The 17,185-nt window shown below is 54.1% G+C and carries 10 protein-coding genes; 4 read left to right on the top strand and 6 right to left on the bottom strand.

Going from position 1 to position 17,185, the window contains the following annotated elements; all coding sequences use genetic code 11:
• Position 1: 1 nt before the first annotated feature.
• The 6 genes from G604_RS0106275 to G604_RS0106300 form a co-directional block, all read right to left on the bottom strand.
• Positions 2-2,722 carry a BatD family protein gene (locus G604_RS0106275; RefSeq protein ID WP_028909829.1) on the bottom strand — a complete coding sequence of 907 codons (2,721 nt, stop codon included), beginning with the start codon at positions 2,720-2,722 and terminating at the stop codon, positions 2-4.
• 75 nt (positions 2,723-2,797) lie between these two features.
• Positions 2,798-4,588, bottom strand: coding sequence for a VWA domain-containing protein (locus tag G604_RS0106280; protein ID WP_028909830.1), 1,791 nt, complete (start codon positions 4,586-4,588; stop codon positions 2,798-2,800).
• A gap of 51 nt (positions 4,589-4,639) precedes the next feature.
• Positions 4,640-5,638 (bottom strand): vWA domain-containing protein, encoded by a 999-nt coding sequence (locus G604_RS0106285; RefSeq protein WP_028909831.1) that lies wholly within the window; start codon positions 5,636-5,638, stop codon positions 4,640-4,642.
• 1 nt (position 5,639) lies between these two features.
• Positions 5,640-6,716 (bottom strand): BatD family protein, encoded by a 1,077-nt coding sequence (locus G604_RS0106290; protein WP_028909832.1) that lies wholly within the window; start codon positions 6,714-6,716, stop codon positions 5,640-5,642.
• Between the two features lie 148 nt (positions 6,717-6,864).
• The gene (locus G604_RS0106295; RefSeq protein WP_028909833.1) at positions 6,865-7,779 is read right to left on the bottom strand and encodes a DUF58 domain-containing protein; all 915 of its coding nucleotides are present in this window, start codon (positions 7,777-7,779) and stop codon (positions 6,865-6,867) included.
• Between the two features lie 53 nt (positions 7,780-7,832).
• Positions 7,833-8,828, bottom strand: coding sequence for an AAA family ATPase (locus tag G604_RS0106300; protein WP_028909834.1), 996 nt, complete (start codon positions 8,826-8,828; stop codon positions 7,833-7,835).
• A 468-nt stretch (positions 8,829-9,296) separates the two neighbouring features.
• Between G604_RS0106300 and G604_RS0106305 the strand changes: the two genes are divergently transcribed.
• The 4 genes from G604_RS0106305 (at position 9,297) to G604_RS0106320 (ending at position 17,083) form a co-directional block, all read left to right on the top strand.
• Complete coding sequence (locus G604_RS0106305) at positions 9,297-11,729, top strand: type I restriction-modification system subunit M (protein ID WP_028909835.1); 2,433 nt, start codon at positions 9,297-9,299, stop codon at positions 11,727-11,729.
• 155 nt (positions 11,730-11,884) lie between these two features.
• On the top strand, positions 11,885-13,132 hold the full coding sequence (locus G604_RS14730) for a restriction endonuclease subunit S (RefSeq protein ID WP_051220254.1): 1,248 nt from the start codon (positions 11,885-11,887) through the stop codon (positions 13,130-13,132).
• 19 nt (positions 13,133-13,151) lie between these two features.
• Positions 13,152-16,349 (top strand): type I restriction endonuclease subunit R, encoded by a 3,198-nt coding sequence (locus tag G604_RS0106315; RefSeq protein ID WP_028909836.1) that lies wholly within the window; start codon positions 13,152-13,154, stop codon positions 16,347-16,349.
• Positions 16,349-17,083 (top strand): M48 family metallopeptidase, encoded by a 735-nt coding sequence (locus tag G604_RS0106320; protein ID WP_036904758.1) that lies wholly within the window; start codon positions 16,349-16,351, stop codon positions 17,081-17,083. The genes G604_RS0106315 and G604_RS0106320 overlap by 1 nt, the downstream gene beginning before the upstream one ends.
• Positions 17,084-17,185 lie beyond the last annotated feature (102 nt).

Below are 17,185 nucleotides of genomic sequence, written 5' to 3' on the forward strand. Positions count from 1 at the left end.
ATTATATCTTTTCCAGACTCTTGCGCTCGACCCAGCCCTCACGGCCGTCGGCGACTTTCACCTGATACCAGGATGCCATACTCTCATCCTCGATATCGACCCGTGTACCCTCATGGAGCACAAAACTGTCGTCACCATTCTTCGCCGGTGTCTTCTGCACCTGCACCGACGGAGCCGTGATGATAGCCCCTGTGCGGGCCTCAAGCGCATGCTTCTGCTGCCAGGCGAAGAGATTGCTCACGAGGAAGAGGAGCAGCGTCAGCACGCCACCATAGAAGCCAGCCTTGCGAAGGACAAGTTGCGGGGCGAAGAGGTAGACAAGGACGAGGAGCAGGGAGAGACAGATGGCCACGATGGCCGTCACGGCCCAGCCGTCGACAGTCTGCATGCCCACCATAGCCTCATAGGCGGTGACGAAGAACAGCTCATTCTCCGGCGTGATCTTGTCGATGGTCTTACTGCGGGCGAACTCAAGGTTAAACCGGATGTCACTGTTTCCCGGATCGAGGAGGCTCGCGCGCTCATAGGCAAGGATAGCCTGCGTGAGGTTGTCACTGCGGTAGTAGGCATTGCCGAGGTTATAATAAAGGTCGGCACTGACACCTGTAGACAACAGATATTTATAGTCCCGGATAGCCTCTTGATAGTTACCCTGCAAATATTCGGCATCAGCCTGTCGTTTCGTCACGGCGGAGGCATCGAGGGAGAACATGCCCAGGGAGAACGTACAGAGGAGTAAGATGAGGATCATCTTCAGATCATAGCCATGGCTCTTCACCTCTGCCTCCACATCGTTGTTGGACCGACTGAAAGAATGATAGCCGTCGCCATGATCGTCATGATCATGATGACCGCCGAAATTATGGTGGCTTCCGGCGGCCTCTCCCCGTTTCTGCTGGTTCTTGTTCTTCAGGAATGTCTCAATATCCATAATCGCTGTCATCGCTTTCTCAAAAGTCTTCTGCATATTTCCGGCGGGATCACCCGGGGCATAACGCTCAAACTCACACTCGTCGAGGGCGTCGACGAAACGGCGGATCGTCTCTCCGTCTATATGATGCTGTTCGAATACCGTCTGTACATTATCACGCGAGAGTTCCTCGGGGCGCATGTTCATCCTGTCGCCGGCATAGCCCCAGAGGGCACGGAGCACCTCGTCGTAGAAGGCGGCAGCCTGCCCCTTGACCATGAGATCCATGGCTTTCTGCAGACGCTTGCGGGCTATGCGGTTCGCGTTCTTTCCGCGCAGGCGTACGATATCGGCATTCTCCAGGGCGCGTCGGCGGAACGTCACGAGGAGGGCGATGAAGATGGCGATGATGAGGAAGAGGGTCACGAGATAGCCTGCTGATCCGAAGAAGAAACTGTCGACATGATAGAGTTTCACATTACCCTGATGGATGGGATGGATATCCTTATCCTTCAGATCATTATAGTCGCTGACACTCGAGCTGCCGTCACCCTTGTCGACGGTCAGCGTGAACGGCTGCGTATGGATCGTCTTATAACTGTTTGCCGTGACATCGTAATACGTCATCGTCACCGACGGAATTGTATAAGAGCCTTGGTTGCGCGGCACGGCGAGGAAGTCATAGATCATATTGCCCTCCACGCCATTGGCGGTAAGTTTCGTCTTGTCGGTGACCTTCGCGTCATAACGGTCGAAATCCTTCGGGAAGTTGACGACAGGCTGCTTGATGAGTTTGAGGTTACCGATACCGCTGACGACGACACGCAGCGTGATAGGGTCACCGGCCTTCACCTCTTTCTTATTCAGCGAAGCGGAGATATTGAAATGGCCGACACCACCGGAGAAGTTTGCGGGGGCCTTCGGCAGCGGGTCCACCTGGATCGTCATGCCCGGGGCCACGATATTCTTCTTCACCTCGACATAACCACTGCCGCCGTTGAAGAAGGCCTCAAAGGGATCGACATTACGGTTCTCCTGAACGACAATACCCTTGAAGGTGATACTCGGGATCTGCAGCTTACCCGTCATCTGCGGATACATCACATACTGACTCCACGTGACGCACTTATAGTGGCGGCCGCCGATTACCTCGTCGTGGAACGTCTTCTGCTGCGGCAGTTGTACCTCCTGGGAGTGGAATCCCGTAAGATCGGGCATCTTGCCCTCAAGGGAGGTAAGGTCGACAGTGGTATATACCTTATAGGTCAACAGTACAGGCTCCTGCTCATGAACGCGCTTCTTGTTGGCCGTGACACGGATGAAAAGTTCCGAGGGCGTGATACGGCTGCCGGCACTCTGGATGGCGGCACCTGCCGACGGGTCGTTGTGCATCCGTGGGGCACCACCACCATTACGGGCATGCCCGCTGACGACGACACGGGCGGCAGCACTCTGCATCCGCCGTCCACGGACGACAGCCCGGGCAGGGCCGATGGTGAAGGCGCCATCCTTGGCGGCATAGAGGGTATAAGTGATCGTCACCGACGACGAACTGCTCGTATGGCCGTTAATAACCTGGAAGCTCGACTGCGAGCTCTGATAAGGGCCGGCGATGACCTCGAGGCCTGCCGGCACACTGCCACAGCGGAAGTCCTCGACATCATCAGTATTGATGGTATAGGCCACGCGGAAGTTCTCTCCCGCGGCGACGTGCGAGGGAGCAGACACATGGATCTGTGCAACCACTACCGCCGGCAGGAGCCATGCCAGCAGCATCAACAGGATGAGTTGTCCGTATCTACAATGCTTCATTTTTCGTTTTTATCCTTTCATAACCTTGAAAGAACAGCCTTTGCCGTTCCTTTCGTTATTGTCCTCACAAGCTGATCACCAGTTGTCCTGGAGCGTACGCCGCTTCGGCTGTGTCATGCGCTGCTGGAGCTTCTGTTTCGTGGCCTGCTCCTGCTGGATGGCAGCATTGAGGAGCTGTTCGGCATTCTGCTTGCTCATCTGAGGCTGATGACGCTGGTTCTGCTTGTCCTGGTCGTTCTTGTTCTGCTTGTTCTGGTTATTTTTATTTTGATTCTTATTCTGATTATTCTCGTTCTGATTATTCTTATTTTTGTTGTTCTTGTTGATCTTGTTATTCTTATGGTTCTGATTCTGCGGACTGTTCTTCATCAGTCGCTTACAGAGCACGTAGTTATAACGCGTCTCGTTGTCATGGGGGTTGCAGAGCAACGCCTGCTTGTACATCTCCAGAGCATGACCATAGTCCTGCTTGGCTTGATACATACAGCCCATGTTGTGATAGCTGCGGGCCCGGCGGATCTTGTTGGGCTCGGCCTGAGCGGCACGCTTGTAGAAGTTCAGGGCCTGCTTCATCTTACCCTGTTGCATCAGCGCGCACCCGAGGTTGTAGAGAGCCTGCGGGTTCTGGCCGTTGGCAGCGAGGGCCTTGCGGTAGGCCGTCTCCGCCTCCGCCCATTTCTGACTGCGGTAGGCGCGGTTGCCCACACGGATATTCTCACGATCCTGCTGCGCCGAAGCCGGGAGGGCAAAGGGCAGCAAAAGGAGGAGCAGCAGTATGGCGGCACCCTTACCGCCGGAATGCTTACGGCCCTGACGTGGTCCGCGACGCGGCGCATGAATACCGCGGAAGCCGCGGAAGAGCTGCAGCCCACTGAGGCGGCTGTTTTTGGCCTCGGAGATCAATGTCTCGATGACGAGGAGCACAACGGCGATGATGCCGAGAGCCTGGAACTGCTCGTCGTAGGCACTGTATACCGTCGACGACGTCTCACCACGCTGCAACTTCGTGAGCTCGTGGTTGAGCTTCTCCTCGGCGTCACTGGTATTATCGACATGGATATAGGTGCCACTGCCGGCGGCAGCAATCTTCTGTGCCTCTCCCTCGTTGAGGGCTGTCATGACGGTATTGCCGTTGCGGTCCTTCAGATAGGAGCCGTCACCCATGGGGATCGGGGCACCCTTCGTGGAGCCGACACCGAGGATAAACACGTTGATGCCCTGCTTGCGGGCAGCCTTTGCGGCCTCCTCTGCCCCACCCTCGTGGTCCTCAGCATCAGTAATGACGATGATGGCACGGCCGACATTGTCATCCTGTGAGAAACTGTGGGTGGCAAGATCGATGGCACGGCCGATATCCGTGCCCTGCGTCTGGATCATTCCCGGCTCGATCTCCGAGAGGAACATCTTGGCACTGACATAATCGGCCGTGATAGGCAACTGGACATAGGCCTCACCGGCGAAGACGATGAGGCCGATCTTATCATTGTTGAATCGGTCAACCATATTCTCCACGAGCATCTTACTCTTGTCGAGGCGTGACGGCTCCACATCCTGGCAGAGCATGGAGTTGGAGACATCCATACAGATGATCGTCTCAATGCCCGCACGCTTATCCGTCGACACGCCGGCACCCATCTGCGGACGGGCGAGCATGAGGATGAGTAGGGCCAAGACCATCAGCAGGAGGGCAAACTTTACCCGTGGGCGACGGCGGCTCACGTCGGGCATGAGGGCCTTGACGAGGTCGGGATCACCGAAGCGGCGGATCTTCCGTCGCCGCTGCCTGCCGCTGATGAAGCGGATGAGCATGAGCACGGGGATGATGAGCAGTACCCAGAGATATATCGGATCTTGAAATCTAAACATGACGTCTAATATTTTTTATCGCTGACGGCACATGGCCGTCTCATGAGTCCCTTAGGGGATACGCCGCAGCCACGTGTTGCGCAGCAGGATCTCGAGGACAAGGGTGAGGATGGCAAGGAGGGCGAAGGGCTGGTAGGCCTCGTAACGCTTGGCGTAATGCTTCACGTTCATCTTCGTCTTCTCCAACTGGTCAATATCGTGGTAAATACGTTTCAACTCTGCCGTATTTGTGGCGCGGTAGAAATTACCGCCCGTCTCCGAGGCGATGGCGCTGAGGGTCTTCGCGTCGATCTCCGCCGTCACGGGGACATACTGTACCGTTCCGCCGACATTCATCGGATAGGGAGCCACCTTCTTCGCGCCCACGGCGATGGTATAGACACGGATGCCGAGACTCTTGGCAATGGCGGCAGCCGTCATCGGTGAGATATCACCCATATTGTTCACGCCGTCGGTGAGAAGGATGACGACCTTACTCTTCGCCTTCGAGTCCTTCAGACGGCTGACGGCATTGGCGAGGCCCATACCGAGGGCCGTACCGTCATCGATGAGTCCACGGGCGGCGATATCCGTCCTGACATCCTGCAAGAGGGCGAGCAGGGAGGCGTGGTCCGTCGTCATCGGGCACTGCGTGAAGGCCTCACCGGCGAAGATCGTCAGACCGATATTGTCATTCGGCCGTCCGGAGATAAACTCCGTGGCCACGCTCTTCGCGGCCTCGATACGGTTCGGTTTCAGATCCTCGGCGAGCATACTCGTCGAGACATCCATGGCGAGCATGATATCGATACCCTCGACACTCTTGTTGTCCCAGGCCGTATGGGTCTGGGGCCGTGCGAGGATGATGACGATGAGGACGTAGGTGACGCAGCGCAGCACCATCGGCAGATGCATCATGCGCATGCGCAGGCTCTTCGGCGCGTAGCGGTAAGGCCGTGTGTCGGAGAGGCGCATCGTCGGCTCGCTCTTCTTCCTGTAGAGGAAATACCATATTATATAAGGTATCAGCAGCAGGAGCAGCAGAAAATATCCTTTACTTGCAAATTCCATGTCAACTCAAAATCATATACAACTCATAGAAAACGACAGCCAGCAGTACAACGGCGAGGATGCCGGAGAGCCACAGCAGCCCTTTGATGAGGCGGCGCTCATGGCGGCTCTTCTCATCATCAGCACTGAGGACGGGAGCGACACGCTCCTCCTTCGTGACCTCGTCGGTCTTCGTCTCGTCGATGAACTTCACGGCATTGACGAGGTTGGCGTCATTCTCGTTGATGAGGGTCTCATATTTGGCGAACTTCACGAGATCGGCGGTGGTGAAGAGGTCACGGAGCTCAGCGATCATCTTCTCGTCACCACTCTCCTGGAGGCGGCTGATGATCTCACTGCTCGTCATCTCCATAGCCCGGAAGCCGAAGCGCTGCTGGATATACTCACGCAGCGTGTCCGTCAGTTTCGTATAGTATTCTTTCTGTCCTTCCTGCGTCTCCGTGTGATGGGCCTTGATAGCCTCAATCTCATGGAGGGCACGCTCATGGGCCGGCACCCTCTTCACCGTACGGATATGGATGACGATGGGCTTATGCTGCTTCAGGCGCACGAGGAGGAAGAGGAAGGCACCACAGAGGAGCAGTACCAGGACACTGAGCCAGAAGATGCCGCTCCACTCACTCCAGAGGAACGGATTGTCCTGCACGTCCTTCGGGGGATAGAAGCGGTCGGCATGGGTGGTGTCGACGGGGATTGTAAGGACCTTCAGCGCCTGCGGCTGTCCCGCGAAGGTCTTGCCGCCGGCCTTCACCGAGAGGGCGGGGATGGCGTAGACTTTCTCGTCGAAGGAGGTCAGCGTATAGGTACGGCCGAAACGGATCTTGCCGTCAGCCACCTCTGTCGTGTCCTCATCACGTTGATCGACGACCTCGATGCCGGGGACGAGCTGCTGTCCGCTCTTATACGACGGCAGCTGCACGGCCATGCCCTTCGTCGTGGTGACGAAGAGGTGGAGGTCCGTCTGCTCACCGACGAGCATGCGCAGGGAGTCGAGCTTCTCCTCTACATTGACTTGGGCCTGCAGGCCAAGGACGGTGAAGAGGGATATGATGAGGACAAGTACTCTGTTTCTTTTCATTACATTTTATATTTATAGGAGGCATCATCCTTTTGCAGGGGCCGTCCCTTGTGGCGGCCCGTCGGCGGTACGCCGAATCAAACCGGGAATATTTTGAATGCCGTTCCGGCATCGGGCCGCCACAAGGGACGGCCCCTGCATTGGGATGTTAAGACCGCTGCTTGAAGAGGGCGATCAATTTCCGCGTGAAATCCTCGTTGGTGGCGATGCTCGTCCAGTCGACACGGCTGCGGGCGAAGATCTTGCCCAGGGCCTCCTCACGGGCGAGGAAAAAGCGGGTATGGGCCATGCGGAACTTTTTGCTGCTCGTATCGATGAACATCTCATGACCCGTCTCGGCATCGACGACCTTCATCAGTCCGATATCGGGGAGCATCTTCGCACGGAGGTCATAGACCTGGATGGCGACGATGTCATGCTTGCGGTTGGCGATATTCAGCGTGTGCTGCAGCGGCGTGTCCTTGCCCTCCTCCCGCTCACTGCTAAACGGCAGGACATGGGCATCGTCGAAGAAATCACTGATAACGAATGCCGTACAGTGACGGCGCTGCACCCGTGTGAGATATTCCAAGGCCACCGTGAGGTCGGTACGACGGCTCTGCGGGTGGAAGTCGAGCATCTCGCGGATGATATAGAGGATATGCTTGCGGCCCTTCTTCGGCGGGATATATTTCTCGATACGGTCACTGAAGAAGATCACGCCGATCTTGTCGTTGTTCTGAATGGCACTGAAGGCCAGCGTGGCGGCGATCTCCGTGGCCATGTCACGCTTCTGCTCACCATGGGTGCCGAAGTCGAGGGAGCCACTGACATCGACGAGGAGCATCACCGTCAGCTCACGCTCCTCCTCGAAGACCTTCACGTAAGGATGATGGAATCGGGCCGTGACATTCCAGTCGATATCACGCACGTCATCACCGAACTGGTACTCCCGGACCTCAGAGAACGCCATGCCGCGTCCCTTGAAGGCCGAGTGATACTGGCCGGCGAAGATGTTCTGACTCAGACCGCGTGTCTTGATCTCAATCTTCCTTACCTTCTTTAAAAGATCTATGGATTCCAATTTATTTCGTTTTCATTGCGTGGCCACAACATGGTGGTCACCGACTTATTCATTTAGGGTACCTCTACCTTGTTGACGATCTTGGAGACGATCTCCTCACTCGTGACGTTGCTGGCCTCAGCCTCATAGCTCAGGCCGATACGGTGACGCATGACATCATGGACGACGGCACGGACATCCTCGGGGACGACATAGCCGCGGTGCTTGATGAAGGCGTAGGCGCGGGAGGCCTTCGCCAGGGCAATACTGGCACGGGGACTGCCGCCGAAGGTGATCATGTCCTTCAGCTCGGAAAGGCCATAACGGTCGGGAAAACGGGTGGCGAAGACAATGTCGGCAATATACTGTTCGATCTTCTCGTCGATATACACCTCTCCGACGACCTTGCGGGCGGCGAGGATATCGTCAGCCTTGACCACGGGCGTCACACGGGGCATCGACGGCTGCAGGTTCTCACGGATGATGAGTTTCTCTTCCTCCAGAGAGGGATAGCCGATAATGACCTTCAGCATGAAACGGTCCACCTGTGCCTCGGGCAACTGGTACGTGCCCTCCTGCTCGATGGGGTTCTGCGTGGCCATGACGAGGAAGGGATTCGGCAGCGGGAAAGTCTGCTCGCCGATGGTCACCTGATGCTCCTGCATAGCCTCGAGGAGGGCGCTCTGGACCTTCGCCGGGGCGCGGTTGATCTCATCGGCCAACACGAAATTGGCGAAGACGGGACCTTTCTTCACCTGGAAGTTCTCATCCTTCTGGGAATAGATCATCGTGCCTACCACATCGGCAGGGAGGAGATCGGGGGTGAACTGGATACGACTGTAATCAGCGTCAATGAGCTGTGACAAGGTCTTAATGGCCAGTGTCTTGGCCAGTCCGGGGACACCCTCGAGGAGGATATGTCCGTCGGAGAGAAGTCCGATGAGCAGACACTCCACGAGATGTTTCTGTCCGACAATGACCTGGTTCATTCCTGTCGTCAGATCGGTGACAAACCGACTCTGTTCTTCGATACGGGCATTCAACTCCCGGATATCAATTGCTTCTGCCATAATATTTCTGTTTTCAATATTTTCTTGACTCTGAAAAGGGACCCGCAAAGGCCCTCTTCTGCAAATTCACGGCAAAATTACACAAAAACCAATGGAATAGCAAAAATCACGTCCTAAATAACTTTAAAAGCGTTGCAAAGGGTAAAAAATGATGCTGACGCATAACGAAAAACGGACAACGGATAATGGATAATGTTGGCGGTTTGATATTCACGAAAACCATAAAAACAAAATAAAAACCGGCTGCGCCTTCCGTGAGGCAGCGGACAACCACAGACTGTTTGGAAACGGACATCACGGACTTACACGGTCGACAATCCGCTTGCAGGGGCCGTCCTTTATGGCGGCCCGATGCCGGTGACGGCATTCTTGTTGGGGAATTATATATACAACTAATTTGCCATTTTTTAAACTATTATTTTTAAGACTCAGGAAAAATCACTACTTTTGCAACAAAGAACAAGACCTATGGCAATAAAGAAAAGTCAACTATACAGTACACTTTGGAAGAGTTGTGATGAGCTGCGAGGCTCGATGGATGCCTCGCAGTACAAGGACTATGTGCTCGTGATCCTCTTCCTGAAGTACATCTCCGACAAGAAGAAAGCCGATCCCGACTATATCATCGACATCCCCGAAGGCAGCAGCTTCGACGACCTCGTCAGGCTCAAAGGCAACAAGGACATCGGCGAGAAGATCAACGAGGCCCTCGACGCACTCACCGAAGCCAACGGCATGGACCGCTTCGAGGCTGACTTCAACGACGAGCAGAAGCTCGGCAAGGGCAAGGACAAGGTCGACACGCTGAGCAACCTCATCGGCGTCTTCCAGGATGCCGGCCTCAACTTCTCCAACAACCGCGCCAACGATGATGACCTCATCGGAGATGCCTACGAGTACCTGATGAAGAACTTCGCCACCGAGAGCGGCAAGTCGAAGGGACAGTTCTATACACCCTCCGAGGTGAGCCGGCTCATGGCGAAGCTCCTCGACCTCAGTAAGGTGACAAGCAGCCAGACGACGATCAACGACCCCACGTGCGGCAGTGGCTCCCTGCTCCTCCGTGCCCAGGCAGAGACGAACAGCCCCGAAGGCGTGAGTATCTTCGGACAGGAGAAAGACAATGCCACCGTGGGCCTGTGCAAGATGAACATGATCCTGCACGGTGTCGTCGATGCTGACATCCGCCAGGGTGACACCCTCCGCTCGCCCCGTTTCCGGGAAGGCACCGAGCTCGACACCTACGACTATGTCGTTGCCAATCCGCCTTTCTCCTTGTCGAGCTGGATGGGCAGCGGGCAGCAGAACGATATCTACGGCCGTTGGAGCATTGACACCACGGGCGTTCCTCCCGAGAGTGTCGGCGACTACGCTTTCCTGTTGCATATCATCAAGACCCTGAACCCCACGGGTCAGGGTGCCGTCATCCTGCCTCACGGCGTACTCTTCCGCGGAGGCGCCGAGGCCACGATCCGCCGGTATATCGTCGGCACAAAGCATTATATCAAAGGCATCATCGGGCTGCCGCCGAACCTCTTCTATGGCACGGGCATCCCCGCCTGCATTCTCATCCTCGACAAGAAAGATGCCGAGAATCGCAAGGGTATCTTCTTTATCGATGCCAAGGACGGGTTCATCAAGGACGGCAACAAGAACAGGCTGCGCGAGCAGGACAACCGACGTATCGTCGACGTGTGGAACGCGCATCAGGATGTGCCGCATTATGCCCGCTTCGTCAGCAATGAGGAGATCGCCAACGAGAAGAACGACTACAATCTGAATATCCCCCGCTATATCACGGCGGAGGATAAGGAGATCACACAGGACATCAGTGCCCATCTCGGGGGCGGTCTGCCGCCTCACGACATTGAGCAGATGCACCGTTACTGGGAGGTGTGCCCCACCCTTCGCGAGGCACTCTTCGAACCCGCTACGCGCCAAGGCTATTACCAGCTCCGTTGCAAGCCCGACGAGATCCGTCAGACGGTGGAGCAGAACAACAGTTTCCTGAAGCAGCGTGACGCGTTCCTTCACAGTTTCAAGACCTGGACCGACCGTGAGCACGACCTCTTCTACGGCCTCCGCCAGGGCATCACGCCGAAACTGCTCATCGCCCGCCTCAGCGCCGACCTTCTCGAGATCTTCAAGAAAGACGCCTCGCTCGTCAATGCCTACGATGTCTACGACCAACTGATGAACTATTGGGCAGAGACGATGCAGGATGACTTCTATCTCATCGACAGCGACGGATGGAAGGCGACGCTCTATGTGCCGCAGCCCGAGCAGAAGAAGAAAAGCGGCAAACAGCCGAAGGCGAAGGTGGCGACGAGCATCGATGACATTGCCTGCGACCTCCTGCCTGTCAGCATCGTCGTCAACGAGTATTTTGCCGACGAGCTGAGCGCCATTGAACAGAAAGAGGAAGAGAAGAGCGGTCTCGAGGACGAGCTCAACAGTCTCGTCGAAGACAATGAGCAAACCTTCGATGAAGAGCTCTTTGCTGACAAAAAGATCAACAAGCAGACGATCAACAAGCGAATCAAGACGTTGCCTGCAAATGGGGATGAAGCCAAGGTGCTGTGCCAGTGGGTGACGCTGAAAGACAAGATAGCCGATGTCAACAAGAAGATCAAGGAGCTCAATGTCGCCCTTTTGGACGAGACGCGCCAGAAGTATGACAGCCTCTCGGAGGATGACATCCGCCGTCTCGTCATCGAGAAGAAATGGTTTGCCTCGCTGAGCAGTCGTCTCAACGAGGAGATGCAGCGTATCAGTCAGCAGATCACGACCGATGTCACGGCGCTCCACGACCGCTATGCCGAGACACTGCCGGAGATAGACGCGGAGATCGAGGAGCTGGAGAAGAAGGTGGAGGCAAGCCTGAAGGAGATGGGGTATTGACGGCGATTGCGCATACACTGTGTGCGCAATTACCAATTGTGAACGCACTGCGTTCGCAATTCAAATACAGTGCAGGGTGGGGTTCTGTGCCCCACCTCAAATAATGTTCGACCAATGAATTTATCGGTTGGGTACAAAACTAAAAGAGAACAAAGATGATTGAGACAAAATTCAAAGATACGGAGATAGGAAAGATTCCGGAGAAGTGGGGAGTAGTCAAACTCTCAGCTGTAGCTTCGAACTTTACAGGGTTAACATATCACCCTGAAGATGTTAGTGATCATGGGACGCTAGTTTTACGCTCATCTAATATTCAAAATGGCTTTCTAAGTTTGGATGATAAGGTCTATGTCAACATGTACATTCCAGACAGAGCCAAAGTACAGGAGCATGACATACTAATATGTGTAAGGAATGGGAGTTCAAAACTGATAGGAAAATCAACGATATTAGATAAGCGTTGCGTGGGAGCAGCATTTGGCGCTTTTATGACTATCCTGAGAGTATACAAAGATTTTGATTACAAATATGTCTCATTTGCATGGCAATCTGATTATGTCTATAACCAAATTCATGGAAATTCATCAGCTACCATTAATCAGATAACAAATAAAGATATTAATGCTTGTCTAATTGCTCTTCCTTCTTTGTCTGAGCAGCGCCGTATCGCCACGGCGTTGAGCAATGTTGATGCATTGATAGCAGCCGTAGAGAAGAAGATTGAGAAGAAGAAACTCATCAAACAAGGCGCTATGCAACAACTCCTCACGGGAAAGAAAAGACTGAACGGATACAAAGGGGAATGGAGCAATGTTAATATTGGAAGTCTTTGTAAGCTATATGGCAGAATAGGATTTAGAGGATATACAAAAAACGACTTAGTAGAAAAGGGGATGGGAGCGATTACTTTCAGCCCTTCTGATATACATGACTTTAAACTCTCTTTTGATGATTGCGATTATATCTCATTTAATAAATATGAGGAGAGTCCTGAAATTAAAGTTTATAATGGGGATATACTATTTTGCAAAACAGCTTCTATAGGAAAATGTGCAATCGTGACAGGACTAAATGAAAAAGCCACCATTAATCCTCAGTTCGTAGTAATGAAGGATTTTAAATGTGATAATCATTTCCTATATTATAAATTGATAGATGATGATTATCAGGCTCAAGTATTATCAATAACAGGAGGAAGCACAATTCCAACAATGTCTCAAGAAAAATTGAAGGAGCAAAGAATCTTAATCCCAATCGATATCTCCGAGCAGCGTGCCATTGCCTCTATCCTCAGTAATATGGACTCTGAGATCACGGCGTTGGAACGCAAGCGGGACAAGCTGAAGGAACTGAAACAAGGCATGATGCAGCAACTGCTGACGGGAAAGATTCGGTTGGTGTAACAAAAAATAAAATACGACTATGGCAGAAGTAGATGATATAGAAATCAAGGCACAAGAACGCCTTCTCCACTTGATGAGCAAGGATTTCGACAGCAAGGAAGGATTTGCTGCCGACAGTTTCCCCTTTGCCGATGCTGAGGGCCACATGAACCTCGGCTATCTCTATCTCGGCAACCTCAAGAATCAGGAGAACACGAACATGAAGCCGGACCTGTTGCGCACTTATCTGTCGAGACAAGGACAAACGATCCACGAGATCGACCATACGGTGAACGTCCTCAGCATCGCCTCCCGCCTCTCGCTCGCCTCGCAGCTCTACGACAAGAACGAAGAGTTCTATTCCTATCTCCGCTATGGCGTCGCCTCAAAAGAGGATATCAGCGACAAGACGCACAACATCCCAATCATCGACTGGAAGAACCCGCAGAACAATGACTTCTATGTCGCTCAGGAGGTGACGGTCAAACGCCTCGGCAAGGAGACGACCATCCGTCCCGACATCGTCGTCTATGTCAACGGCATCGCCCTGGCAACGATCGAACTGAAGCGCTCGAAGGTATCTGTCCACGAAGGTATCCGTCAGCAGATCCGCAACCAGCAGGAAGACTATATCCCGCAGTTCTTCAACACCATCCAGCTCTTATTTGCCGGCAACGACTCCGAGGGCCTGTGGTATGGCGTCATCGGCACACCGGAGAAGTTCTGGCTGCGCTGGAAGGAGCCATGCGGTGACCCTTGTCCGAAGAGCCGGTACACGCCGGAGCTCTTCCCCAATGAGCTCGACCGCAGCATCATGCAGTTCTTCGACAAAGAGCGGTTCCTGGAGTTCATCCACGACTTCATCATCTTCGACGGCGGCATCAAGAAGGCGGCGCGTCCAAACCAGTATTTTGCCATCAAGGCGGCGCAGAAGCGCATCGGCGAGCACGAGGGCGGCATCATCTGGCAGAGTCAGGGCTCGGGCAAGAGTCTCATCATGGTATGGCTGGCGAAATGGATCCATGAGAACCTCGAGGACCCACGCGTGATCATCGTCACCGACCGCAATGAGCTCGACGACCAGATCGAGCAAGGCTTTGCCGACGTGAAGGAAGACATCAGTCAGGCAACAAGTGGCGCCCAGCTTATCAGTCTGCTCAACCACGACAACAAATGGCTCATCTGTACCCTCATCCATAAGTTCGGCGCCCGGAAGCGGATACCGGCAGAATATGTCGGCAACAAGCGCATACCCGATGACGAGAAAGCCTACATGGAGATCATTCAGCAGAAGCTCCCCGCGGACTTCTCGGTGAAAGGCAAGAACGTCATCGTCTTTGTCGACGAGTGCCACCGCACGCAGAGTGGACTGCTGCACAAGGCGATGGAGCATATCATGGGCAAGGACTTCACGATGATCGGCTTCACGGGTACCCCGATACTCCGCAGCAAGAAAAGTACATCGTTGGAGATCTTTGGCAGCTTCATCCATACCTATAAGTTCGACGAGGCTGTCGATGACAAGGTGATCCTCGACCTGCGCTACGAGCCGCGCAACGTGGCACAGTATTTAGGTTCGAAAGACAAGGTCGACCAGTGGTTCGACGCCAAGACCAAGGGCCTGAGCCGCGTGGCGAAGAAAGTGCTCATGGGCAAGTGGGCGCAGATGAAGAAGCTCTTCTCCGCCAAGGAGCGCATGGACCGTATCGTGACGGATATCGTAATGGACATGGACACGAAGCCCGCCCTGGCCGGAGGCTACGGCAACGCCATGCTCGTCGCCGACTCCATCTATCAGGCTTGCCGCTACTACAAAATGTTTGAGAAGACGAGTCTGAAAGGGCATGTCGGTCTCGTGACGAGCTATGAGCCCCAGAGCAAGGACGTGAAAGACGAGTACACGGGGGAAGGCGAGACGGGCAAGAAGTTTATCTACGACACCTATGAGGAGATTCTCGGCAAGGACCTGAAGGCTGCCGACTATGAGGCGAAGGTGAAGAAGGAGTTTGTGGACCATCCCGGCCGCATAAAACTCGTCATCGTCGTGTCGAAACTGCTCACGGGCTTCGACGCCCCTGCCGCCACCTATCTCTATCTCGACAAGAAGATGCAGGACCAGAACCTCTTCCAGGCTATCTGCCGCGTGAACCGCGTGGCCGGGGAGAACAAGGACTATGGTTTCATCATCGACTATCAGGATCTCTTCAATGCCATCCGTGATGCCGTCGACGACTATACCAGCGGAGCCTTCGACGCTTTCGACAAGGAGGATGTCGAGGGGCTCGTGAAGAACCGCGTCAAGCAAGGACGTGAGGATCTCGACAAGGCATTGGAGACCGTGCGCAAGATGTGCGAGGATGTGGAGCCGAAGACGCAGGAGGGCTACTTCGCCTTCTTCGTGTATCGGGAGACGACGCCACCCGATGAGCAATGGGCGGAAAGCGAGAAGAACGCCATGAAACGGCAATTGCTCTATAAAGCCATTGAAGACCTCGTGCGGGCTTATATCAACATTGCCAACGACATGGAGGTGGCAGGATATACGGCTACCGAGGCTGCCGAGATGAAAAAGACCGTGGCTTACTACAATGATCTCAAGGACGAGCTCAAACTCAAGAGTGGGGATGCCATCGACCTGAAAGCCTACACGCCGGGCATGCGGCAGCTGCTCGACAACTATGTGCGTGCGAAAGACAGTGACCTCGTTGCTGACATGAGCGATATCAGTTTCTTGGATATCATCCTCGACAAAGGTGCGGAGGAAGGTGCCAGGCACATGCCGAAGACGATGAGCGATCCAAAGAACATGGCGGAATATATCACCGGCAATGCCCGGCGCATCATCATTGAGAAGCATCAGGAGAACCCCGAATACTATGACCGCATGTCGGAGATGCTCAACAACCTCTTGGAGCAGTTGAAGAAAGAGCAGATCGACTATAAGCAGTTGATCAAGCAGCTCGTCGAGAAGCTGCGCGAAGAGAAGTTGAAACTCAAGAAATATCCTCCCGCCATCAACACCACAGGTAAGAAGGCGCTCTATGACAATCTGGACAAAGACATGGATGTAACCTTGCAAGTGGATGCAGCTGTCCGCAGAGTGGCTAAAGCGAAGTGGCGCGGCTCAAGGATGAAGGAGCGAGCAATCAAAATTGCTGTCGGTCAGTTATTAGGGAAAGAGAACGAAGCCCTGATTGAGAAGGTCTTCAATATCATCAAGGCGCAGAAGGAATACTAATGGTGAAGACAACAAGAAGTATCACGCTGAATATTGACGAGACCGCTGTGGCTGTCGACTTCAAACCGATCAAGAATATCCACCTCACCGTTTATCCGCCTGACGGGCGCGTGCATGTCTCTGCGCCCGACACGATGGATGACGAGTCGGTGAAGCTCTTCGTCATCTCCCGTATCGGCTGGATCCATGCCAAACAGCGGGAGATCAGTGAGCAACCGCGACAGAGCGACCGCGAATATGTCTCCGGAGAAGACCATTACTTCCTCGGGGCGCGTTACCGTCTGCTGGTCGAGACCCATTGCATGCCGCCGCATGTCGCCGTGAAGAACAAGCAGTTCATCCTCATGACCGTGAAGCCCGGCACGACGAAGGCGCAACGGCAGACGCTGATGAACGACTGGTACCGCGCCGAGCTCGCCAAGGTGCTCGGCCCCATGATCGAGCAATGGACGACGACGATGAATACAACCTACTACGACTGGCAGATCCAGGACATGCAGACGCGATGGGGCAGTTGCAACTACCGAACCAAGCGGTTGCTCTTCAACCTACAGCTCGCCAAGAAGCCACGGACCTGCATCGAATATGTCGTCGTACATGAGCTGATCCATACGAAAGTCCGCCTCCACAACGACACCTTCTGGGCCTTAATGGACAGGTATCTTCCCGACTGGCGAACGAGGAAGGACCGGCTGGACAGTGAACCCCTTTTGGTAAAAAATCTTGACAAGTAAAGGATTTTGGAGGACATGGAGGGAAGCAAGCGGACGACAGGACGGAAATATTTCAGAAATAAGCGAGTTGTAAACACCTGATAATCAGTATAGTAAAATTCA

Origin of the sequence: Prevotella sp. AGR2160, assembly GCF_000424185.1 — a bacterium.
In the GTDB taxonomy this organism is placed as follows: domain Bacteria; phylum Bacteroidota; class Bacteroidia; order Bacteroidales; family Bacteroidaceae; genus Prevotella.

Coding starts and splice junctions, on each gene's coding strand:
- G604_RS0106275 (WP_028909829.1), bottom strand. CDS start 2,722: ATGAAGCATTGTAGATACGGACAACTCATCCTGTTGATGCTGCTGGCA.
- G604_RS0106280 (WP_028909830.1), bottom strand. CDS start 4,588: ATGTTTAGATTTCAAGATCCGATATATCTCTGGGTACTGCTCATCATC.
- G604_RS0106285 (WP_028909831.1), bottom strand. CDS start 5,638: ATGGAATTTGCAAGTAAAGGATATTTTCTGCTGCTCCTGCTGCTGATA.
- G604_RS0106290 (WP_028909832.1), bottom strand. CDS start 6,716: ATGAAAAGAAACAGAGTACTTGTCCTCATCATATCCCTCTTCACCGTC.
- G604_RS0106300 (WP_028909834.1), bottom strand. CDS start 8,828: ATGGCAGAAGCAATTGATATCCGGGAGTTGAATGCCCGTATCGAAGAA.
- G604_RS0106305 (WP_028909835.1), top strand. CDS start 9,297: ATGGCAATAAAGAAAAGTCAACTATACAGTACACTTTGGAAGAGTTGT.
- G604_RS14730 (WP_051220254.1), top strand. CDS start 11,885: ATGATTGAGACAAAATTCAAAGATACGGAGATAGGAAAGATTCCGGAG.
- G604_RS0106315 (WP_028909836.1), top strand. CDS start 13,152: ATGGCAGAAGTAGATGATATAGAAATCAAGGCACAAGAACGCCTTCTC.
- G604_RS0106320 (WP_036904758.1), top strand. CDS start 16,349: ATGGTGAAGACAACAAGAAGTATCACGCTGAATATTGACGAGACCGCT.